This window comes from Sphingopyxis panaciterrulae (assembly GCF_014199295.1).
Classification (GTDB): domain Bacteria; phylum Pseudomonadota; class Alphaproteobacteria; order Sphingomonadales; family Sphingomonadaceae; genus Sphingopyxis; species Sphingopyxis panaciterrulae.
Genome location: NZ_JACIJH010000001.1, coordinates 370,464 through 388,278 on the forward strand (window position 1 = coordinate 370,464; position 17,815 = coordinate 388,278).

The 17,815-nt window shown below is 68.1% G+C and carries 18 protein-coding genes; 9 read left to right on the forward strand and 9 right to left on the reverse strand.

The window, feature by feature from the left end:
- Positions 1–43: 43 nt before the first annotated feature.
- The gene (locus FHR21_RS01850) at positions 44–199 is read left to right on the forward strand and encodes a hypothetical protein (protein WP_184094724.1); all 156 of its coding nucleotides are present in this window, start codon (positions 44–46) and stop codon (positions 197–199) included.
- A 96-nt stretch (positions 200–295) separates the two neighbouring features.
- Positions 296–2,110, forward strand: a complete 1,815-nt coding sequence (locus FHR21_RS01855) for an ABCB family ABC transporter ATP-binding protein/permease (protein WP_184094726.1) — start codon at positions 296–298, stop codon at positions 2,108–2,110.
- A 174-nt stretch (positions 2,111–2,284) separates the two neighbouring features.
- Here the strand turns inward: FHR21_RS01855 and FHR21_RS01860 are convergent, their stop codons facing one another.
- The gene (locus tag FHR21_RS01860) at positions 2,285–3,328 is read right to left on the reverse strand and encodes a phytase (protein WP_184094728.1); all 1,044 of its coding nucleotides are present in this window, start codon (positions 3,326–3,328) and stop codon (positions 2,285–2,287) included.
- A gap of 122 nt (positions 3,329–3,450) precedes the next feature.
- Between FHR21_RS01860 and FHR21_RS01865 the strand changes: the two genes are divergently transcribed.
- From FHR21_RS01865 to FHR21_RS01890, 6 genes are all read left to right on the forward strand, one after another.
- Complete coding sequence (locus FHR21_RS01865; protein WP_184094730.1) at positions 3,451–5,079, forward strand: cation:proton antiporter domain-containing protein; 1,629 nt, start codon at positions 3,451–3,453, stop codon at positions 5,077–5,079.
- A 144-nt stretch (positions 5,080–5,223) separates the two neighbouring features.
- A complete protein-coding gene (recQ, locus tag FHR21_RS01870; RefSeq protein WP_184094732.1) occupies positions 5,224–6,999 on the forward strand; it encodes a DNA helicase RecQ in 1,776 nt (591 codons plus the stop codon).
- A 260-nt stretch (positions 7,000–7,259) separates the two neighbouring features.
- The gene (locus tag FHR21_RS01875) at positions 7,260–7,694 is read left to right on the forward strand and encodes a protein tyrosine phosphatase family protein (RefSeq protein WP_184094734.1); all 435 of its coding nucleotides are present in this window, start codon (positions 7,260–7,262) and stop codon (positions 7,692–7,694) included.
- On the forward strand, positions 7,691–8,161 hold the full coding sequence (locus tag FHR21_RS01880; protein ID WP_338113018.1) for a hypothetical protein: 471 nt from the start codon (positions 7,691–7,693) through the stop codon (positions 8,159–8,161). Before FHR21_RS01875 ends, FHR21_RS01880 begins: the two co-directional genes overlap by 4 nt.
- Positions 8,154–9,068 (forward strand): sterol desaturase family protein, encoded by a 915-nt coding sequence (locus FHR21_RS01885; protein ID WP_184094736.1) that lies wholly within the window; start codon positions 8,154–8,156, stop codon positions 9,066–9,068. Before FHR21_RS01880 ends, FHR21_RS01885 begins: the two co-directional genes overlap by 8 nt.
- Positions 9,069–9,248: 180 nt before the next feature.
- Positions 9,249–10,835, forward strand: coding sequence for a GMC family oxidoreductase (locus FHR21_RS01890; RefSeq protein ID WP_184094738.1), 1,587 nt, complete (start codon positions 9,249–9,251; stop codon positions 10,833–10,835).
- A gap of 284 nt (positions 10,836–11,119) precedes the next feature.
- On the opposite strand, the gene FHR21_RS01895 is transcribed toward FHR21_RS01890, so the two are convergent.
- Complete coding sequence (locus FHR21_RS01895; protein ID WP_184094740.1) at positions 11,120–11,662, reverse strand: winged helix-turn-helix transcriptional regulator; 543 nt, start codon at positions 11,660–11,662, stop codon at positions 11,120–11,122.
- Positions 11,663–11,926: 264 nt separating this feature from the next.
- Between FHR21_RS01895 and FHR21_RS01900 the strand changes: the two genes are divergently transcribed.
- Positions 11,927–12,301 (forward strand): VOC family protein, encoded by a 375-nt coding sequence (locus FHR21_RS01900; RefSeq protein ID WP_184094742.1) that lies wholly within the window; start codon positions 11,927–11,929, stop codon positions 12,299–12,301.
- Between the two features lie 558 nt (positions 12,302–12,859).
- Here the strand turns inward: FHR21_RS01900 and FHR21_RS01905 are convergent.
- From FHR21_RS01905 to FHR21_RS01935, 7 genes are all read right to left on the reverse strand, one after another.
- Positions 12,860–14,212, reverse strand: a complete 1,353-nt coding sequence (locus FHR21_RS01905) for an ammonium transporter (protein ID WP_184094744.1) — start codon at positions 14,210–14,212, stop codon at positions 12,860–12,862.
- A gap of 14 nt (positions 14,213–14,226) precedes the next feature.
- Entirely contained in the window at positions 14,227–14,565 is a 339-nt protein-coding gene (locus FHR21_RS01910) for a P-II family nitrogen regulator (RefSeq protein ID WP_054590471.1), read from the reverse strand.
- 200 nt (positions 14,566–14,765) lie between these two features.
- A complete protein-coding gene (locus tag FHR21_RS01915; protein ID WP_184094746.1) occupies positions 14,766–15,470 on the reverse strand; it encodes an endonuclease/exonuclease/phosphatase family protein in 705 nt (234 codons plus the stop codon).
- Between the two features lie 166 nt (positions 15,471–15,636).
- The gene (locus tag FHR21_RS01920; protein ID WP_184094748.1) at positions 15,637–15,849 is read right to left on the reverse strand and encodes a putative signal transducing protein; all 213 of its coding nucleotides are present in this window, start codon (positions 15,847–15,849) and stop codon (positions 15,637–15,639) included.
- The gene (locus FHR21_RS01925; protein ID WP_184094750.1) at positions 15,849–16,412 is read right to left on the reverse strand and encodes a pyridoxamine 5'-phosphate oxidase family protein; all 564 of its coding nucleotides are present in this window, start codon (positions 16,410–16,412) and stop codon (positions 15,849–15,851) included. Before FHR21_RS01925 ends, FHR21_RS01920 begins: the two co-directional genes overlap by 1 nt.
- Before the next feature lie 31 nt (positions 16,413–16,443).
- Positions 16,444–17,241: a hypothetical protein gene (locus tag FHR21_RS01930; protein ID WP_184094752.1), complete on the reverse strand. Its 798-nt coding sequence runs from the start codon at positions 17,239–17,241 to the stop codon at positions 16,444–16,446.
- On the reverse strand, positions 17,238–17,813 hold the full coding sequence (locus FHR21_RS01935; protein ID WP_338113023.1) for a DUF924 family protein: 576 nt from the start codon (positions 17,811–17,813) through the stop codon (positions 17,238–17,240). Before FHR21_RS01935 ends, FHR21_RS01930 begins: the two co-directional genes overlap by 4 nt.
- Between the last annotated feature and the right edge of the window lie 2 nt (positions 17,814–17,815).

Genomic DNA, 17,815 nt, shown 5'->3' on the forward strand with positions numbered 1-17,815 from the left:
CGCGGCGCCGGGGGCGACGCCGCGCAAGCAAGGTTCGCTGCCCATGCGCTTCTCGCCCTTCGTGCCGCCGCACCGCCCGCTGTTCGGACGGCGGCAGGACCGTCCCGCCGAAGACCCTGCCGTGCCGCGGCCCGACCCCGAGGACCGGCGGCTGATCGACCGTATTCTGCGGCACGCGGGTCCGCGCGGGAGGCGATGAGAGACGGAAGCGGGCGCCCAATACGGCGCCATTGCGATCCGCCCTCCGGCCATCACGGCTTGGCGTTTGCGCGCCGCATCCCTACATGCTGGCCGCATGCCGCCCGACACGTCCACTTCCGCCGATGCGGCACGCGAACCGCCCGTTCTGGCGACGCTGAAGCGTTTCCTGCCCTATCTGTGGCCGGCGGGGCATACCGAGCACAAGGTTCGCATCGTCCTCGCCGCGCTGATCGTGCTCGCGTCGAAGGGCGTGCAGCTTTCGATGGGTTTCCTCTATGGCGCCGCGATCGACCGCATGGCGCCGGGCATGGAAGAAGGGGTCGCGCTCGCGATCGGGCTGGTGATCGCCTATGCCGGCGCGCGCTTTGCCGGGGTATTGTTCGATAACCTGCGCAACGTGGTGTTCGAACGCGTCGGGCAGGACGCGACGCGCGAGCTGGCGATCGCGACCTTCACCCATCTGCACGCGCTGAGCCTGCGCTTTCACCTCGCGCGCCGGACGGGCGAGGTGACCAAGGTGATCGAGCGCGGGACCAAGAGCATCGACACGATGCTCTATTTCCTGCTGTTCAACATCGCGCCGACGCTGGTCGAACTGGTCGCGGTGCTGGTGATCTTCTGGAGCAAGTTCAGCCTGGGGCTCGCGGGGGCGACCGCGCTGATGGTCGTCGTCTATATCGCCTTCACCCGCAAGGTGACCGACTGGCGCAACGCGCTGCGCACGCGGATGAACGACCTCGACACGCTGACCGTCGGGCGCAGCGTCGACAGCCTGCTCAATTACGAGACGGTCAAATATTTCGGCGCCGAGGAGCGCGAGGCGGCGCGCTATCGCGACGTCGCCGACCAATATGCGCGCGCCGCGGTCAAGAGCGAGAACAGCCTCGCCTGGCTCAACATCGGGCAGAGCCTGATCACCAACGCCGCGATGGCGGGGGCGATGGCCTATACGGTGTGGGGCTGGTCGCAGGGCATCTACAAGGTCGGCGACGTGGTGCTGGTGAACACGCTGCTCGCGCAGCTCTTTCGCCCGCTCGACATGCTCGGCATGGTCTATCGCATGATCCGCCAGGGGCTGATCGACATGGAGGCGATGTTCCGCCTGATCGATACCCCGCCCGAGATTCGCGACGCAGATGATGCCGGGCCGCTGATCGTGACCGGCGGCGCGGTGACGTTCGAGAATGTCGTCTTCGGCTACGAACCTGACCGGACGATATTGAACGGCGTCAGCTTCGCGGTCGGCGCGGGCGAGACGCTGGCGATCGTCGGGCCGTCGGGGGCGGGCAAGTCGACGATCGCGCGATTGCTCTTTCGCTTCTATGACCCGCAGGGCGGGCGCGTGACGATCGACGGGCAGGACATCAAGGCGGTGACCCAGAAGAGCTTGCGCGCCGAGATCGGTATCGTTCCGCAGGACACGGTGCTGTTCAACGATTCGATCGGCTACAACATCGCCTATGGCCGTGCCGATGCGAGCGCGGAGGAGATTGCGGCGGCGGCCGAGGGCGCGGCGATCGACGGTTTCATCGCGCTGCTGCCGCAGGGGTATGAGACCGAGGTCGGCGAGCGCGGGCTCAAGCTGTCGGGCGGCGAGAAGCAGCGTGTCGCGATCGCGCGAACGCTGCTGAAAAACCCGCCGATCCTGATCCTCGACGAAGCGACGAGCGCGCTCGACAGCCGCACCGAGGCGGCGATCCAGGCGACGCTCGACCGCATCGCCGAGCGGCGCACGACGCTGGTCATCGCGCACCGCCTGTCGACGGTGGTGAACGCCGACCGCATCATCGTGCTGGAAAAGGGCCGCGTCGCCGAGACGGGGACGCACGAGCAACTTCTGGCAATGCGCGGACTCTATGCCGACATGTGGGCGCGGCAGCAGGCGGAGAAGGAAGAGGGGACGGTTTAGAGGGGAAGGTGGCCGGTTGCGACCGCGTAGACGATGATCGGCGCATTATAACGTTGTCATTCCCGCGAAGGCGGGAATCCAGAGCGTGCGCCGGCTGACCCCACACTGGATTCCCGCCTTCGCGGGAATGACGAAGGTGGGGTATGGCCGCTCCCCACCCCAAAGCTGTCGTTCTCAGTTTCGATTCGCGCCCACGCCCAGCGCCCGCAGAATATCCCCCAGCGGCACCAGCTTGAAATTCTGCGGTGCCTTTTCGTCCGTAGCGTCCCGGTTCTTGCCGTCCTGCGCCGCGAATAGTCCGCCGGGCCACGCCTCGCCGAAATCGCCAGCGTGAAGCGCGATACCGTCGGTGTCCTCGGTACCGTCGATCGCGCCGCCGCGGATGCGGAAGCCGCCAGCATAGGCGCCGTCCGGCAGGCGGAAGACGGCGAAGCTGTCGTCGTCCTGGCTCGCGGCGAAGAGCATGCCGCCGGCCCTGCCGCGCGGCAGGATCGCGAGGCCCTCGACATCGTCGTGGAGGTGGACGCCGTCGACCGCGGCGAAGCGCTGCGGCGTCATTGCGCGCGCGGGGTCGGTGGCGATGCGCCAGATCGCGACCTTGTCCTCGGCCACGTAAAGGGTGCCGGTGCGGTCGTCGGCGACGCAGCCCTCGGCGCGGCTGCCGAGGTCGTGGCGGCGTAGCACCTTGCCGGTCGGTACGGCGCCCGACAGGTCGAGCGCGATCTGTTCGACCACCCCTTCCTCATAGACCATGAAGGCATCGATGCCGCCGGCACGGCGGTGGAGGCAGAGGCCGTAGGCCTCACCCGCAGGCGGATCGACGCTGCCGATCTCGACGAGGCGCGGGGCTTTCGGGTCGAGGCGGAAGAGGCGGAGGCGCGGGTGGTCATGGTCGCTGCGATCCGATGCGGCGACGAGCGTCGCCTTTTCGCCCGCGATCGTCACGTCGGGGCGCAGGTCGACATTGTTGAGGTCGCCGAACGGCTGGAAGGCGAGCAGGCGGCCCGCGAGGTCGTGGATCGCGATCCCGGCCTTCTTGTCGGTCGAGAGGATCAGGCTTTTCGCCGGGTCCTGCGGGTTGCGCCAGATCGCGGGGTCGTCGGCGCGGTCGCCCTTGCTCGCGGTCGCGGGCGTGGTTTCGACGCGCGCCGGGACTTCGGGACGCGGCGGCGGCTCGGCGGCGGCGAACAGCGCGGCGAGAAGCAGGGGATGCGGCATGGGCAGCCTCCATCATGACAGGGGTAACGGGCCGCAGCCGCGCCGGGTTCCTGATTCGGGCAATCGCAACAAAATCACTTGAGTTGCTTGACCGCGCGTCCCCGCGCCTTTTACGCTGCCCTATGCCGCATGACACCAGCCTGATCGGAACCGTGGTCGCGGGCCTCGGCGTCGCCTTTCTGATGGGCGCGCTCGCGCACCGGCTGCGGATTTCGCCGATCGCGGGCTATCTGCTCGCGGGGGTGCTTGTCGGGCCGTTCACGCCGGGGATCGTCGCCGACACCGGGCTCGCGCTCCAGCTCGCCGAGATCGGGGTGATCCTGCTGATGTTCGGGGTCGGGCTGCATTTCTCGCTCAAGGACCTGCTCGCGGTGCGGAATATCGCGGTGCCGGGGGCGATCGCGCAGATCGCGGTGGCGAGCGGGCTCGGCATCGCGCTCGGCCTGTCGCTCGGCTGGCCGCTCGCGGGGAGCGCGATCTTCGGCCTCGCGCTGTCGGTCGCGAGCACGGTGGTGCTGCTCCGCGCGTTGCAGGCGCGCGATATGGTCGAGACCGAAAAGGGACGGATCGCGGTCGGCTGGCTGATTGTCGAGGATCTGGCGATGGTGCTCGCGCTCGTCCTGCTGCCCGCGATGTTCGGCGGGCGCGGCGACGAAAGCGGCGGCGCCGGGCTGTTGCAATCGGCGGGGATCGTCGCGCTGAAGGTGGTCGGCTTCGTCGCCTTCATGCTGATCGTCGCGCGGCGGATATTGCCCGCGGTGCTGCACTGGACCGCGCATACCGGGTCGCGCGAGCTGTTCCGGCTCGCGGTGCTCGCGATCGCGCTCGGGGTCGCTTTCGGGGCGGCGGTGGTGTTCGACGTGAGTTTCGCGCTGGGCGCCTTCTTCGCCGGGATGATTCTCGGCGAGACGCAACTCAGCCGCCGCGCGGCCGAGGAGACGCTGCCGCTGCGCGACGCCTTTGCGGTGCTCTTCTTCGTGTCGGTGGGGATGCTGTTCGACCCCAAGGTGCTCGCCGAGCATCCAGGGCCGCTGGTCGCGACGGTGGCGATCATCGTCGTCGGCAAGGCGGTCGCCGCCTATGCGATCGTGCGCGCCTTCGGTCACGGGTCGCAGACCGCGATGACGATCGCGGCGAGCCTGGCGCAGATCGGCGAATTCTCCTTCATCCTTGCCGGGCTGGGCGTCGGCCTGAAGGTGATGCCGGAGGAGGCGCGCGACCTGATCCTGGCAGGATCGATCCTGTCGATCCTGTTCAACCCGCTCTTCTTCACCCTCGCGGTGCGGCGGATGCGCGCCGACGAGCCGCCCGAGGCCGAAACCGTGGTCGAGGCGGTGCCCGAGGCCGCGCCTGCGCGCACGGTACTGATCGGCTATGGCCGCGTCGGCCGCCATATCGGCGAACTGCTGGGCGGCCGGGGCGAGGCGTTGACGGTGATCGACGACCGGACGGACCGTGCCGCCGCCGCCGAGGAAGCCGGAGCGGTGGCGATCGTCGGCAATGCCGCGGGCGAAAGCGTGCTGCGTCAGGCGGGGCTCGACAGTGCCTCGACCCTGCTGATCGCGATCTCCGAGGGGGTCGAGGCGGGGGCGATCGTGCGGCGGGCGCGGGCGATCAACCCGAAGCTGACGATCGTCGCGCGTGCGCATTCGGACGAGGAAAGGGCCGATATCGTCCGCCACGGTGCCGACCATGTCGTGATGGCCGAGCGCGAGACGGCGGCGCGGATGGCCGAGCGGGCTAGGGCCTGAGGGTGTTCGTCGCCCCCGCGAAGGCGGGGGCCGTTGGAGGTTTACGCTTTCATCGCGGGACAAGGCCGACAGCGGCCCCCGCCTTCGCGGGGGCGACGGATAGGCCTTTCTTCTCTCCGCCATCCGCCCTATCGCCCCCCTGCCATGACCGCCGACGCTCTCCTCCCGCTGCTCAAATCGACCTTCGGCTTCGACGCCTTTCGCGGAAAGCAGGCGGAGGTCGTCGCGCGGGTGATGGCGGGCGAGCGCACGCTGGCGGTGATGCCGACGGGGGCGGGCAAGTCGCTGACCTATCAGCTTCCCGCGGTGGCGCTGGACGGCTGCGTCGTCGTGGTGTCGCCGCTCATCGCGCTGATGCACGACCAGCTTCGCGGCGCGCGCGCGGCGGGAATACGCGCGGCGTCGTGGACGAGCGCCGACGCCGACTGGGCCGATACGCGGCAGGCCTATCGCGACGGCGCACTCGACCTACTCTATGTCGCGCCCGAGCGCGCGACGGGCGAGGGGTTTCGCGCGCTGATGGAGGCGCGCAGCCCTGCGCTGTTCGCGATCGACGAGGCGCATTGCGTTTCGGAATGGGGGCATGACTTCCGCCCCGACTATCGTCTGCTGCGGCCGCTGCTCGACGCCTTTCCGGAGGTGCCGCGGCTCGCGCTGACCGCGACGGCGGACAGGCACACGCGCGAGGATATCCTCGTCCAGCTCGGCATGGCGGCCGAGGGGCTGGTGCTCGCGGGGTTCGACCGGCCGAACATCCGCTATCGGGTCAGTCCGCGCATCGGCGCCGCGAAGCAGCTCGCCGAGTTCATCGCCGCCAATCCGGGGCCGGGGATCGTCTATTGCCCGACGCGCGACGGCACCGAGCGGATGGCCGAGAAGCTCGCCGCCGCGACGGGGCGGCCGGTCGCCGCCTATCACGCCGGGCTCGACCCCGAACGGCGGGCGCGGGTGCAGCACGACTTCGTCGCGTCGGAGGACGGCATCGTCACCGCGACGGTCGCGTTCGGCATGGGGATCGACAAGCCCGACGTGCGCTTCGTCGCGCACGCGGGGCTGCCGAAGTCGATCGAAAGCTATTATCAGGAAACCGGGCGTGCGGGGCGCGATGGCGATCCCGCCGAGGCGCTGATGCTGTGGGGCGCCGAGGATTTCGCGCGGGCGCGGATGCGGCTGGGCGAGCTGCCCGAGGCGCGCGTCGCGGGCGAGGGGGCGCGGCTCAATGCGCTGGGCGCGCTGGTCGAGACGGTCGAGTGTCGCCGCGCGCTGCTGCTGCGCCATTTCGGCGAGACCCCGCCCGAGCGCTGCGGCAATTGCGACAATTGCCTCGAGCCGCCGAAGCAGGTCGACGCGACGGTGCTGGCGCAGAAACTGCTGAGCGCGGTCTATCGCACCGGGCAAAGCTATGGCGCCGGGCATGTCGAGGCGGTGCTGACCGGGCGCAGCGACGAGCGCATCGTCCAGCGCGGCCACGACAAATTGTCGGTATTCGGCCTCGTCGAGGGCGAGGAGGCGCGGCTCATCAAGCCGCTGGTGCGCACGCTGATGGCGCGCGAGGCGCTATCGACCACCGAGCATGGCGGGCTGATGTTCGGCCCCGCCGGGCGCGCGGTGATGAAGGGCGAGGTGCCGGTGCTGATGGCCGAACCGCCGGCGCGGCGCATGAAACGCACGGCGCGCGGCGAGGGGGCGGCGGCGAACCCCGTCGGCGATCCGCTGTTCGAGGCGCTGCGCGCGGCGCGGCGCGAACTGGCGGCCGAGGCGGGGGTGCCGCCTTACGTGGTCTTCCACGACGCGGCGCTGCGCGCGATGGCGAGCGAGCGGCCGGCGACGCTGGCGGAGCTGGCGCAGATTCCGGGGGTCGGCGCGCGCAAGCTGGAGGCGTGGGGCGATGCGTTTCTGGCGGTGATTCGGCAGTTTTAGGGAAGACAATCTCACGCAAAGGCGCGAAGACGTGAAGCGCCTACCAACCCGTTCGCCCCCCGCCTCCGCGGGGGCGGGCTCTGAGCTTGTCGAAGGGCCGTTCTTTCTTTCTGACGTTTTAAGAATGAAGAACGGTGCTTCGACAAGCTCAGCACGAACGGAAGAGAAGATATCTTCGTGCCTTTGTGCGAGCCACTATCTCCTGTCGGCTTCCACCTTCACGCTTGTCAGCAAATGCGGCTGTCCTATACATCGTGGGCATGAGCGATTTTCGTCCCCTGAGCCCCGACTATAGCGTCGCCCCGCAGATTGCCATCGAGGATGTCGCGGAGGCGAAGGCCGCGGGGTTTGCGATGATCGTCAACAACCGTCCCGACGGCGAGGAGCCGTCGGCGCCGCAGGGGGGCGACATCGCGTCGGCCGCTGCCGCCGAGGGGCTCGCCTATGCGGCGATTCCAGTGGGCCATGCCGGGTTCAGCCATCCGCAGCTCGACGCGCTCGACACGCTGCTCGCCGACGCGACGGGGCCGGTGCTCGCCTATTGCCGGTCGGGGACGCGCTCGACGCATCTGTGGGCGCTGGCGCGCGCGCGGGCCGGCGACGATGTCGATGCCCTGTGCGATGCCGCGGCGAAGGCGGGGTACGATCTTTCGGCGTTGCGGCCGATGATGGATGCGCTGGCGGGGGACCGGTGACGGCGGCGGTCTGGATTCAGCTCGGCGCATCGCTGGTCGCGGTGGTCTTCATCGCCTGGCTGGTCGGGAAGATGGGGCTGGGCGCCGATCCGCGCATCGCCGACGCGGCCCATGCGATCCGCCTCGCCGACGAGGCCGAGACGGGATTCGATGGAGTGGAGGTCGCGCGCGACCGCGCGGGTTTCGCGGCGATCGTCCGCAACGGGGAGGGACGGATGATGCTGATCCGCGCGCACGGCAATCATTTCGCGGCGCGCGCCGTGGATGCCGCGGTGATCGGACGGCTCGACAAGGATTATCTGACGCTGACCATGCCCGAACGGACGTTCGGGGCGGTGACGCTGCACCTGGGCAAGGAAGCGGGGGTGTGGGCGTCGCGGATGCGGAGCCTGTCCGGTCGGTCGGCGATGCCGGACCTGGCGCCGCCGGCCGCTTCGTCAGGCGGTGAGATACGTCACCATGGCTGAGCTGCCCGATCCCGTCGTCTATGCCGTGCCGGCGTTCATCCTGCTGCTGATCGTCGAGATGCTGATCTCGCTGCGCCGCGACCGGAGCCGCTACGAAGCGCGCGACACGCTGACGTCGCTGATGCTCGGCACCGGCAGCCAGGTCGCCGGGGCGGCGGTCGGCGCGGTGGTGGTCGGTCTGGCCTTCTGGGCCTATCAATACCGTCTGTTCGATATCGGCATCGATTTTCGTCGCTGGTGGTGGGCGTGGATCCTGTGCTTCCTGCTCGACGATCTCGCCTATTATGTCTTTCACCGCGCCGCGCACCGGGTGCGCTGGTTCTGGGCGAGCCACGTCATCCACCACAGCTCGCAGCACTATAATCTGTCGACCGCGCTGCGGCAGACGTGGACGGGCTTCTTCAGCCTGACCTTCCTTTTTCGCCTGCCGCTGTTCCTGATCGGCTTTCCGCCGGCGATGGTCTTCTTTTGCGGCGGGCTCAACCTGATCTATCAGTTCTGGATTCATACCGAGGCGATCGGGCGGATGCCGAAATGGTTCGAGGCGGTGATGAACACGCCGTCGCATCACCGCGTCCATCACGGGGTCAACCCGCGCTATCTCGACGCCAATTATGCCGGGGTCTTCATCGTCTGGGACAAGATGTTCGGCAGCTTCGTCCCCGAACGCGACGACGAGCCGGTGCGATACGGCATCGTCAAGCAGCTCGGCAGCTTCAACATCCTGTGGGCGGCGGTGCACGAATGGGTCGGGATCGCGAAGGACGTGTGGGCGGCGCCGTGGCGGCACAAGCTGTCCTATCTATGGCGCGAGCCGGGCTGGAGCCACGACGGCAGCCGGATGACCAGCGACATGATCAGGGACCGCTGGCGCGCGGGGCGGGCGGCGGAGGAAGCGGCGGAATAATTCTGCGGCGTCATTGCGAGGAGCATCAGCGACGAAGCAATCTCCAGCTATCGACAAGGCGCGACGATAGCAGGAGATTGCTTCGCTCCGCTCGCAAAGACGAAGTGCCTTGCCTCGCCGCCTAATGACATTCATGTAAGCCGCAAGGGACCGCCGATCGGGCGGCGAGGGGAGCGGAATATGGATCGGTTCGACATCATCGTCATCGGTGGCGGCAGCGCAGGGAGCGCGGCCGCCGGGCGGCTTGCCGAGGACGGGACGCGGCGCGTGTGCCTGGTCGAGGCGGGCGGGTCGAACGACATCATCCGGGTGAAGACGCCGGGCTTCATGCCCTTCATTCCCAAGGCATCGAACTATCGCTATGACACGGTGCCGCAGGCGGGGCTGGGCGGGCGCATCGGCTATCAGCCGCGCGGGCGCGGACTGGGCGGGTCGAGCGCGATCAACGCGATGGTCTATATCCGCGGTAACGCCTTTGATTACGATCAATGGGCCGAATTGGGTGCGACCGGGTGGAGCTACGCCGACGTGCTGCCTTATTTCCGGCGCAGCGAAGGCAATGAGCGCGGGGACGACGATTTCCACGGCGGCGACGGGCCGCTCAACGTCATGGACCAGCGCTGGCCCAATGTGACGAGCCGGCGTTTCGTCGAAAGCGCGGCCTCGCTGCAACTGCCGCGCACGCCGGACTTCAACGGCGCGCAGCAGGAAGGCTTCGGCCTTTATCAGGTGACGCAGAAGGCGGGCGAGCGCTGGTCGGCGGCACGTGCCTATGTCGAGCCGCTGCGCGGGCGCGCGAACCTCGACATCCGCACCGGCGCGCTGGTCGAGAAGATCCTGATCGAGGACGGGCGCGCGACGGGAGTGGTCATCCGGCGCGGCGGCAAGCGCGAGACGCTGCGCGCGGCCGGCGGCGTGATCCTGTCGGCGGGGGCGTTCAACAGCCCGCAGATCCTGATGCTGTCGGGGATCGGGCCGGCGGCGCATCTGCGCGCACACGGCATCGGGGTGGTCGCCGACCGCGCCGGGGTCGGCGCCAATCTGCAGGACCATATCGACTATGTGTCGAGCTGGGAGACGCGCTCGACCGAGCCCTTCGGCGACAGCATGGGCGGGACCTGGCGGATGCTGAAAGCGGTCGTCGAGCATCGCCGCAAGCGCACCGGTATCCTGACGACCTGCTTTGCCGAGGCGGGCGGCTTCTGGACATCGCGGCCCGGTCTGCCCGCGCCCGACATCCAATATCATTTCGTCCCCGCGATGCTCGAGGATCATGGCCGGACCAAGGTCAAGGGCCACGGCTTTTCGTGCCACGCCTGCGTACTGCGCCCCGAGAGCCGCGGGAGCGTGACGCTGGCGTCGGGCGATGCCGCCGCGGCGCCGCGCATCGACCCCGGCTTCCTGACCGACGACCGCGACATCGCGACGCTGCGCGCCGGGGTGCGGATGATGCACCGGATCGTCGGCGCGCCGCCGCTGTCGGACTATGGCGGCGTCGACCGGCATCCGGTCGATCTGGAAGACGATTCGGCGCTCGACGCGTTGATCCGCAGCCGCGCCGACACCGTCTATCATCCGGTTGGAACGTGTCGGATGGGCAGCGACGCCGACGCGGTGGTCGACCCGGCGCTGAAGCTGAAGGGCATCGAGGGGCTGTGGGTCGCCGACGCGAGCGTGATGCCGCGGCTCGTTTCGGGCAACACCAATGCGCCGAGCATCATGATCGGCGAGCGCGCGGCGGATTTCGTGAAGGCGGCGTTGGGATGATTTCCATCCCCTCCTCTTCAGAGGAGGGGCAGCGGGACTTGCGCGCTTGCACGTTAGAGCAGCGAGCCATAAATCTGCATCACCCTTTCTTCCGTTCGTGCTGAGCTTGTCGAAGCACCGTCCTTCTTCTTGCGGCGCGGAAAGAAAGAACGGCCCTTCGACAAGCTCAGAGCCTGCCCCCGCGGAACGGGTCAGATTTAAGGCTCGCCGCTCTAGTCGCAGCGGGGTGGTGTTCCTGCACGACGTCCACCACGCCAAACCCCTCCTCTGACGAGGAGGGGCTTTCAGGGCAGGCACGCCTCCGCCAGCAGCCCTCCCCGCTCCGTGAGTCCGTAGCGGCTCGCCGGCGGCCGCCCGTCCATGACGTCGCGCGTCACCAGCCCGTGCCGGCCGAGCGCCGTCAGCCCCTGCGACAGTGCGCGCGGGCTGGCGGGGACGAGGAGGCGCGCGAGGGCGTTGAAGCGGTCATGTCCCGTCCCGATCCCCGCGACGATCGGCAGGCCCCAGCGCGTCGCGGCGCCGGGCGTCAGGCCGAGCGCGGCCTGCGCTCCGGCGATTATCGTGGCGCGCGCGGCGGCGGCACTGCCCGCCTCGGTCAATATATATTCGGGGCGCAGCGGGTGGCCGTGGCCGGGGTTGCGCCGCACCCAGCCGAGCGCCGCCGCGGCCTGAAGCGTGCGCGTCAGGCTGTCGCGCGAGAGGCCGAGGCGGTGGATCAGCTCGACGAAGCGCGCGCCCTTGCGGCTCGCGAGATCGGCGAGCAGCGGTACCAGCCAGCGATGGCCGGAAAGCTGGACGAGCAGCGGATCGGGTGCACTTGACCGCATTTGCAACTAACTATATAAATCAGACTATGGAAGCAAGGGTTGGAAGGGTTGGAAGGGGACATCGTCATTCGCGCGAAAGCGGGAAGCCGGCTTTCCTTTTTCGAATAGCGGGCGAGCGCTCCGATTCGTTCGGTGCTGCGTGCGCGACGGTCGTGATCGGCGCGGAGCGGGATTCCCGCTTTCGCGGGGAGGGCGACCAAAGAAGGGTGGGGGTTGTCGTTCGGACGAACGGCTCTGGCCCGTTTTGCAAAAGGAAGACGCGAAATGACACTCGAAATCCGATCCGAACTGACCTGCTCGATGGGCGTGACCGACATGGCCGCGTCGATCGCCTGGTACGAGCGGGTGATGGGATGCGCCCTGCTCTATCGCGCCGACGAGATCGGCTGGTGCGAGCTGGCGACGCCGATGGCGGGGGTGAACATCGGGCTGAGCGAGGTCGAATCGGCGGGGCAGGGCGGCGGTGCGACCAATGTGTTCGAGGTCGCCGACATCGACGCCGCGAAGGCGCATCTCGATGCCGAGGGGGTGCGGCAGGACGGCGATATCCAGCATGTGCCGGGGCTGGTGCGGCTGATCACCTTCTACGATCCCGACGGCAATGCCTTCATGTTTTCACAGGCGGAAAAGACGGCCTGAGGAGGGCGCCGCGCGGGCTTATGGACAAAGGTAAGCCCCGTCGCATTTCTGCGGCGGGGCTTCCCTAGGTCGCGTCCGAAGACGCGGACCAAATTCTACTCTTTCTTTCGATCAAGTAGGTCAATGAAACGCGCCGGAAGAGGCGATGGTTCCCGGCGGCCGAAAATTTTCGGCGTTGCCGGAAAGGGCGATTCGATTCGAAGCCGCGGCGATTCGGCGCGGTATCATCATCAGGAAAAGGCGAGGATTTTCGGGGATTTTGTCCGCGCGCCGGAGTGCGGGCAAAAAAAGAGGGCCGGGACTTGCGTCCCGGCCCAGCCTTTCAGGCTCTCCCCTCCTGAAACTGTTGACGCAATGAATGCCACATTAATGTCACCTTGGAAAGGCCTAAATTGGCGCCGGCGCGCTTCAATTTTGTGCAGGCGTTTTTGCGCACAAAATGCACAAAAAGAGGCCGGGACTGGTGGTCCCGGCCTTCAGTGGTTCGCAGGAGGAACCCCGGTAGGATGCCGCCGCCTTTCGAAAGAGGAGAGAGCGGGCGGCGGCTATCCTGTCTCGTCAATAATTATAGGCGCGCTCGCCATGCTCGCCGAGGTCGAGGCCTTCGCGCTCCACCTCTGCCGAGACGCGCCCGCCGGTGACCGCCTTGGCGATCGAGAAGGCGATGGCCGAGCCGACCGCCGACCAGGCGACCGCGACGGCGACCGACTTGACCTGAATCCAGAGCTGGCCGCCCAGCGCATAGTCGGCGCCGCCGGGACCGCCGAGCGCGGGCAGCATGGTCACCGCGGTGAGCGCCGAGCCGATCAGGCCGCCGATGCCGTGGATGCCGAATACGTCGAGCGAATCGTCGAAGCCGAGCTTCGGCTTCACGATCATCACGAACCAGCAGCAGGCGATACCGGCGATCGCGCCGAGCAGGATCGCGCCGAACGGACCCGAATTGCCCGCTGCCGGCGTGACCGCGACGAGGCCGGCGATCGCGCCCGAGCAGGCGCCGAGCAGCGAGCCCTTGTGGCCGAGCGCGCGCTCGGTCAGCATCCAGAAGAGAACGCCCGCCGCGGTGGCGGTGAAGGTGTTGATGAGCGCGAGGCCGGCCGAGCCATTGGCCTCGAGCGCCGAGCCGGCATTGAAGCCGAACCAGCCGCACCACAGCAGGCCGGTGCCGATCAGCGTCATGGTCAGCGAGTGCGGCGCCATGATCTCCTTCTGATAGCCGGTGCGCTTGCCGATGATCAGGCAGCCGACGAGCGCCGCGACGCCCGCGTTGATGTGAACCACCGTGCCGCCCGCGAAATCGAGGGCGCCCCAGCCGAAGATCAGCCCGGTCGAGGCATCGTCGGCGCCGGCGTACCAGACCATGTGCGCGATCGGGTAATAGGTGATGGTCAGCCAGACGACCGCGAAGACCATCACGGCGGAGAATTTCATGCGCTCGACGAGCCCGCCGAGGACGAGCGCGACGGTGATCGCCGAGAAGGTCATCTGGAAGGCGACGAAGACGAATTCGGGGATGACGACCCCGTCGGTGAAGGTCGCCGCGGTCGAATCGGCCGTCATCCCGGCGAGGAACCATTTGCCGGCGCTGACGAACATATTGGCGTCGCCGCCGAAGGCGAGGCCGTAACCATAGCTTACCCACAGGATCATCGCGAGGCTGGCGACGGCGAGAATCTGGGTCAGCACCGAGGCCATGTTCTTGGTGCGGACGAGCCCACCGTAGAAGAGCGCGAGGCCGGGCACGATCATCGCCATCACCAGCACGGTCGCGGTCATCATCCAGGCTGTGTCGCCCTTGTCGGGCGTCGGTGCCGCCGCCGCGGCGGCGTCCTGCGCCCAGGCGGGCAGCGCGGCGGCCAGCGCGAGGCCGGCGGCCCCGGCGCTCGCCGCAATCTTGTTTGCGAACGTCATATGTTCCCCCTTCATTAGAGAGCTGCCTCGCCGGTCTCGCCGGTGCGGATGCGCACGGCCTGACCCACGTCGAGGACGAAGATCTTGCCGTCGCCGATCGAGCCGGTTCCGGCGCTTTGCTGGAGCGTTTCGACGACCCGCGAGGCGAGCGCGTCGTCGCAGACGAGCTCGATCTTGACCTTCGGCACCATATTGGTCGCATATTCGGCGCCGCGGTAGATTTCGGTCTGCCCCTTTTGCCGGCCGAAGCCCTTGACCTCGGTCACGGTCATGCCGGCGATGCCGAGCCCGGTCAGCGCCTCGCGCACCTCGTCGAGCTTGAACGGTTTGATGATAGCCAGGATCAGCTTCATGATGCCCCCTTCTGCTTGTGGCCTGATGTTGCGGTGCAACAGGCGTGCCAAATGGATTGGGGGCGGAAAGACGGAGATATTTTGTGAGTTTAAGTGCGATAAATATATAATAATCGTTCAGAGATTAGGCAAGTATGGGACATAATGCCTAAATTTTGGGCATCTTGGCTCCCTTCCCGCTTGCGGGAGGGGAGGTTCGCTTATCCTTCCGCCGCTGGCCTGAACCGCGCCCAGATCGGCAGATGGTCCGATGCGCGCGCGGCGAGGGGGCTGAGGTGGACGCCGGCCTCGACCGGTTCGAGGTCGGGCGAGGCGAAGATGCGGTCGAGCCGCGCGACCGGGCGCCGGCTGTGGAAGCTGTGGCCGGTGTCGACGAGGCGGTGGCCCGCGCCGAAATCGGCGAGGCAGCCGCCGCGGTTGCGCCATTCGTTGCAGTCGCCCATCAGGATCGTCGGTAGCGCCTCGCCCTCCGCGACATGATCGAGGATCGCGCGCGCCTGCTGGCGGCGGCGCAGTCCCGAAATGTCGAGGTGCATGCCGACGACGCGCAGCCGGGTGCCGCCGACGCGCACCGTCGCCGCGACTGCGCCGCGCGGTTCGAGCGTCGGCAGGTGCAGCACATGGCTTTCCTCGACGTCGATCCCCTTTCGGACGAGCAGCGCGTTGCCGTGCCAGCCGATCGCATAGGGGCGGCCGCCCAGCAGGTCGACGGGGACATAGTCGCTATGCTCCTCGAACATGTGCGGCGGGATCGCGCTCGCGCGGGTGCCGAAGCGGCGGTCGGCCTCCTGCAGGGCGACGACGTCGGTGTCGAGCTCGCGCAGGACCGACAGCACCCGCGCGGGATCGCGGCGGCGGTCGAGCCCGATGCCCTTGCGCATATTGTAGGAGGCGACCTTGATCATGGGGAAGAAAGGGCTGTCCTTCGGTTATTCCAGTACAAAGGACGAGCGGGAGGGATTTGGGTTGCCTCACATGCCCGTCATTGCGAGCGGAAGCGAAGCAATCCAGAGCGGTTTACGCAACCCTGGATTGCTTCGTCGCTTCGCTCCTCGCAATGACGAGGGATATTTAACCCGCGCCGAACTCTTCCATCAACGCCTGCGCTTCGGCGAGATCCTCGTCGAGCACCATGACGCGCACCGGGATCATCAGCCCGACGCTGTCGGCGATGTTCATCCCCGCGTCGAAGCAGACCGCGGGGACACCGGCCGATTCGAGCCGGCCGCGCAGCAGTTCGGCCTCGACGCCGCTCGGCAGGCGCACGAGTTCGACCAGCGGCATCAGGCGTCGCCCGCGATATAGCGATCGGTCGGACGCGTCGGCAGGCCGTCGATGCTGCGCGTGCGCCCTTCGAATTTTTCCAGCCATTCGGCGGGGTCGGCCTGGCGATGATATTTCCGCAGCGTGTCGCGCTCGTGCTGCAATTCCATCATCGGGACGCCCCAGCCGCAGCTCGTCTGCACGCTTTCGACATCGATGTCGAAGATCTGGCGCGTGCCGGGCAGCAGGGCGAAGGGCGCCGCGACGGCGTCCCAATCGGCGTCCTGCGGCAGCACGGGGCGCCCGCGACCGTAGATGCGCAAAATCCACGCCGGGCGGTCGAAGGCGCAGAACATCAGCGTGATGCGGCCGTCAGCGGCAAGATGCGCATGGGTCTCGTTGCCCGATCCGCCGAGATCGAGCCAGGCGACCCGCGATTCGGACAGGATGCGGAAGCTGTCGGCATAGCCCTTGGGCGACAGGTTGATCCGCCCGTCCGCCGCCGCGGTCGCGACGAAGAACATCGGCTGGCGCTCGATAAAGGCGATGTGCTTGTCGGTCAGCGCGTCGGTGAACTCGGCCATGGCGCGATCTAGCGGGCGTTGGGCGCGCTTGTCACGCGCCGAAGCGGATCGAGGGGCCGAGGATGAGGGCGAAGGCAAGGGTGGCGAGAAGACCCGCGACGAACAGCGGCCAGCGCCGCCCGACCGCGAAGCCGGTTTCCGTCGCGCCCTTGGGCACTGCGAAGCCGATCGAGATGAAGCCCGCGAGACCGCCGAAGGAAGAGGCGGCGGCCGACATCAGGAGGATGAAGAGACCGACCGGGTTGAGGAGGCCGGTGAGCACCGCGGCGACGCCGGCGACGAGATAATAGCCGTGCGCGATCGTGCTGCGGGTCGCCTTCGTGGCCGGCGAATCGCCGAGCATCGCGGTGAGGCTGCGGATCGCGCTGCGAACGAGCCAGATATAGGCGCAGAGGCCGAAGAGGAATTCGCCGATCCGCCACAGCCCGGGATGGGCGAGCGGCCCGATGCCGCCGTCGACGCCGGGGCCGAGATCGCCGACCCCGCTCGCGCCCGAGAAGAGGAAATAGCCCGCTGCGACGAAGCCTTCGCTGACCCAGACCAGCCAGAGCAGGAGCTTCGCGAAATCGCCGCGCGCGCGCCGCCACAGCGCATAAGCGGCGAGCGCGAGCAGCGTGTTCGCGCCGACGCCGGCGAGTGCGACGACCCGGCGCGGGAGGCCGGCGAGTCCGTCGCAATCGGCATAGAAGGCGCCGATCTCTATTACCCGGCCGCCCTGCAGCGCGCAGGCGGCGGCGTGGCCGCCGACCTCGTGCCAGATGGTGAGCAGCGGCATCAGCAGCAGGCCGAGCCCGGCGACGGTGACGATATCGACGCGGCTTGCCTTCACCACTGGCTGCCTTCGGCGATCGCGGCTTCCTCCTCGGGGCGTGTCGCGCGGCCGAGCGCGGCGTTGCGATGCGGGAAGCGGCCGAAGCGGTCGATCATGTCGAAATGCTTTTGCGCATAATCGTGGAAGGCAGGATCGGCGAGCTGGTGGAACAGGCGCAGCGATTCGCGCTGGTCGTCCCTGTCCTCGCTGTGCTGGAGGGGGAGGTAGGCGAACTGGCGGCGCTCGTCGGGCCAGTCCCGGTCCCAGCCCTTTTCGACGATGGCGCGCGCGATCGCGCGGGCGAGGCTGTCGGTCGCGAAGGCCTCGGCGCTGCCGCGAAATATATTGCGCGGCACCTGATCGAAGAGGATCGCCGCGGCGAGCGCGGTGTCGGGATCGGTCAGGAAGGCCTCAGGCGGCTGCGCGCGCAATGCCTCGCGCCAGTCGGCGGCGATGTCGCGCACCGCGGCATCGAAATCGGGGCCGCCGCCATACCAGTCGCCCATGCCGCGGCCGTCGAACCAGAAGGCAAGGAGCCGCACCGCCCAGTCGGGCGGCGGCGCGGCCGGCGCGGTTCCGCTGTCGCCCACGT

Excerpts from the sequence above, each read along its gene's own strand:
- FHR21_RS01850 (WP_184094724.1), top strand. The coding sequence starts at position 44 with ATGCGCTTCTCGCCCTTCGTGCCGCCGCACCGCCCGCTGTTCGGACGG.
- FHR21_RS01855 (WP_184094726.1), top strand. The coding sequence starts at position 296 with ATGCCGCCCGACACGTCCACTTCCGCCGATGCGGCACGCGAACCGCCC.
- FHR21_RS01860 (WP_184094728.1), bottom strand. The coding sequence starts at position 3,328 with ATGCCGCATCCCCTGCTTCTCGCCGCGCTGTTCGCCGCCGCCGAGCCG.
- FHR21_RS01865 (WP_184094730.1), top strand. The coding sequence starts at position 3,451 with ATGCCGCATGACACCAGCCTGATCGGAACCGTGGTCGCGGGCCTCGGC.
- recQ (WP_184094732.1), top strand. The coding sequence starts at position 5,224 with ATGACCGCCGACGCTCTCCTCCCGCTGCTCAAATCGACCTTCGGCTTC.
- FHR21_RS01875 (WP_184094734.1), top strand. The coding sequence starts at position 7,260 with ATGAGCGATTTTCGTCCCCTGAGCCCCGACTATAGCGTCGCCCCGCAG.
- FHR21_RS01885 (WP_184094736.1), top strand. The coding sequence starts at position 8,154 with ATGGCTGAGCTGCCCGATCCCGTCGTCTATGCCGTGCCGGCGTTCATC.
- FHR21_RS01890 (WP_184094738.1), top strand. The coding sequence starts at position 9,249 with ATGGATCGGTTCGACATCATCGTCATCGGTGGCGGCAGCGCAGGGAGC.
- FHR21_RS01895 (WP_184094740.1), bottom strand. The coding sequence starts at position 11,662 with ATGCGGTCAAGTGCACCCGATCCGCTGCTCGTCCAGCTTTCCGGCCAT.
- FHR21_RS01900 (WP_184094742.1), top strand. The coding sequence starts at position 11,927 with ATGACACTCGAAATCCGATCCGAACTGACCTGCTCGATGGGCGTGACC.
- FHR21_RS01905 (WP_184094744.1), bottom strand. The coding sequence starts at position 14,212 with ATGACGTTCGCAAACAAGATTGCGGCGAGCGCCGGGGCCGCCGGCCTC.
- FHR21_RS01910 (WP_054590471.1), bottom strand. The coding sequence starts at position 14,565 with ATGAAGCTGATCCTGGCTATCATCAAACCGTTCAAGCTCGACGAGGTG.
- FHR21_RS01915 (WP_184094746.1), bottom strand. The coding sequence starts at position 15,470 with ATGATCAAGGTCGCCTCCTACAATATGCGCAAGGGCATCGGGCTCGAC.
- FHR21_RS01920 (WP_184094748.1), bottom strand. The coding sequence starts at position 15,849 with ATGCCGCTGGTCGAACTCGTGCGCCTGCCGAGCGGCGTCGAGGCCGAA.
- FHR21_RS01925 (WP_184094750.1), bottom strand. The coding sequence starts at position 16,412 with ATGGCCGAGTTCACCGACGCGCTGACCGACAAGCACATCGCCTTTATC.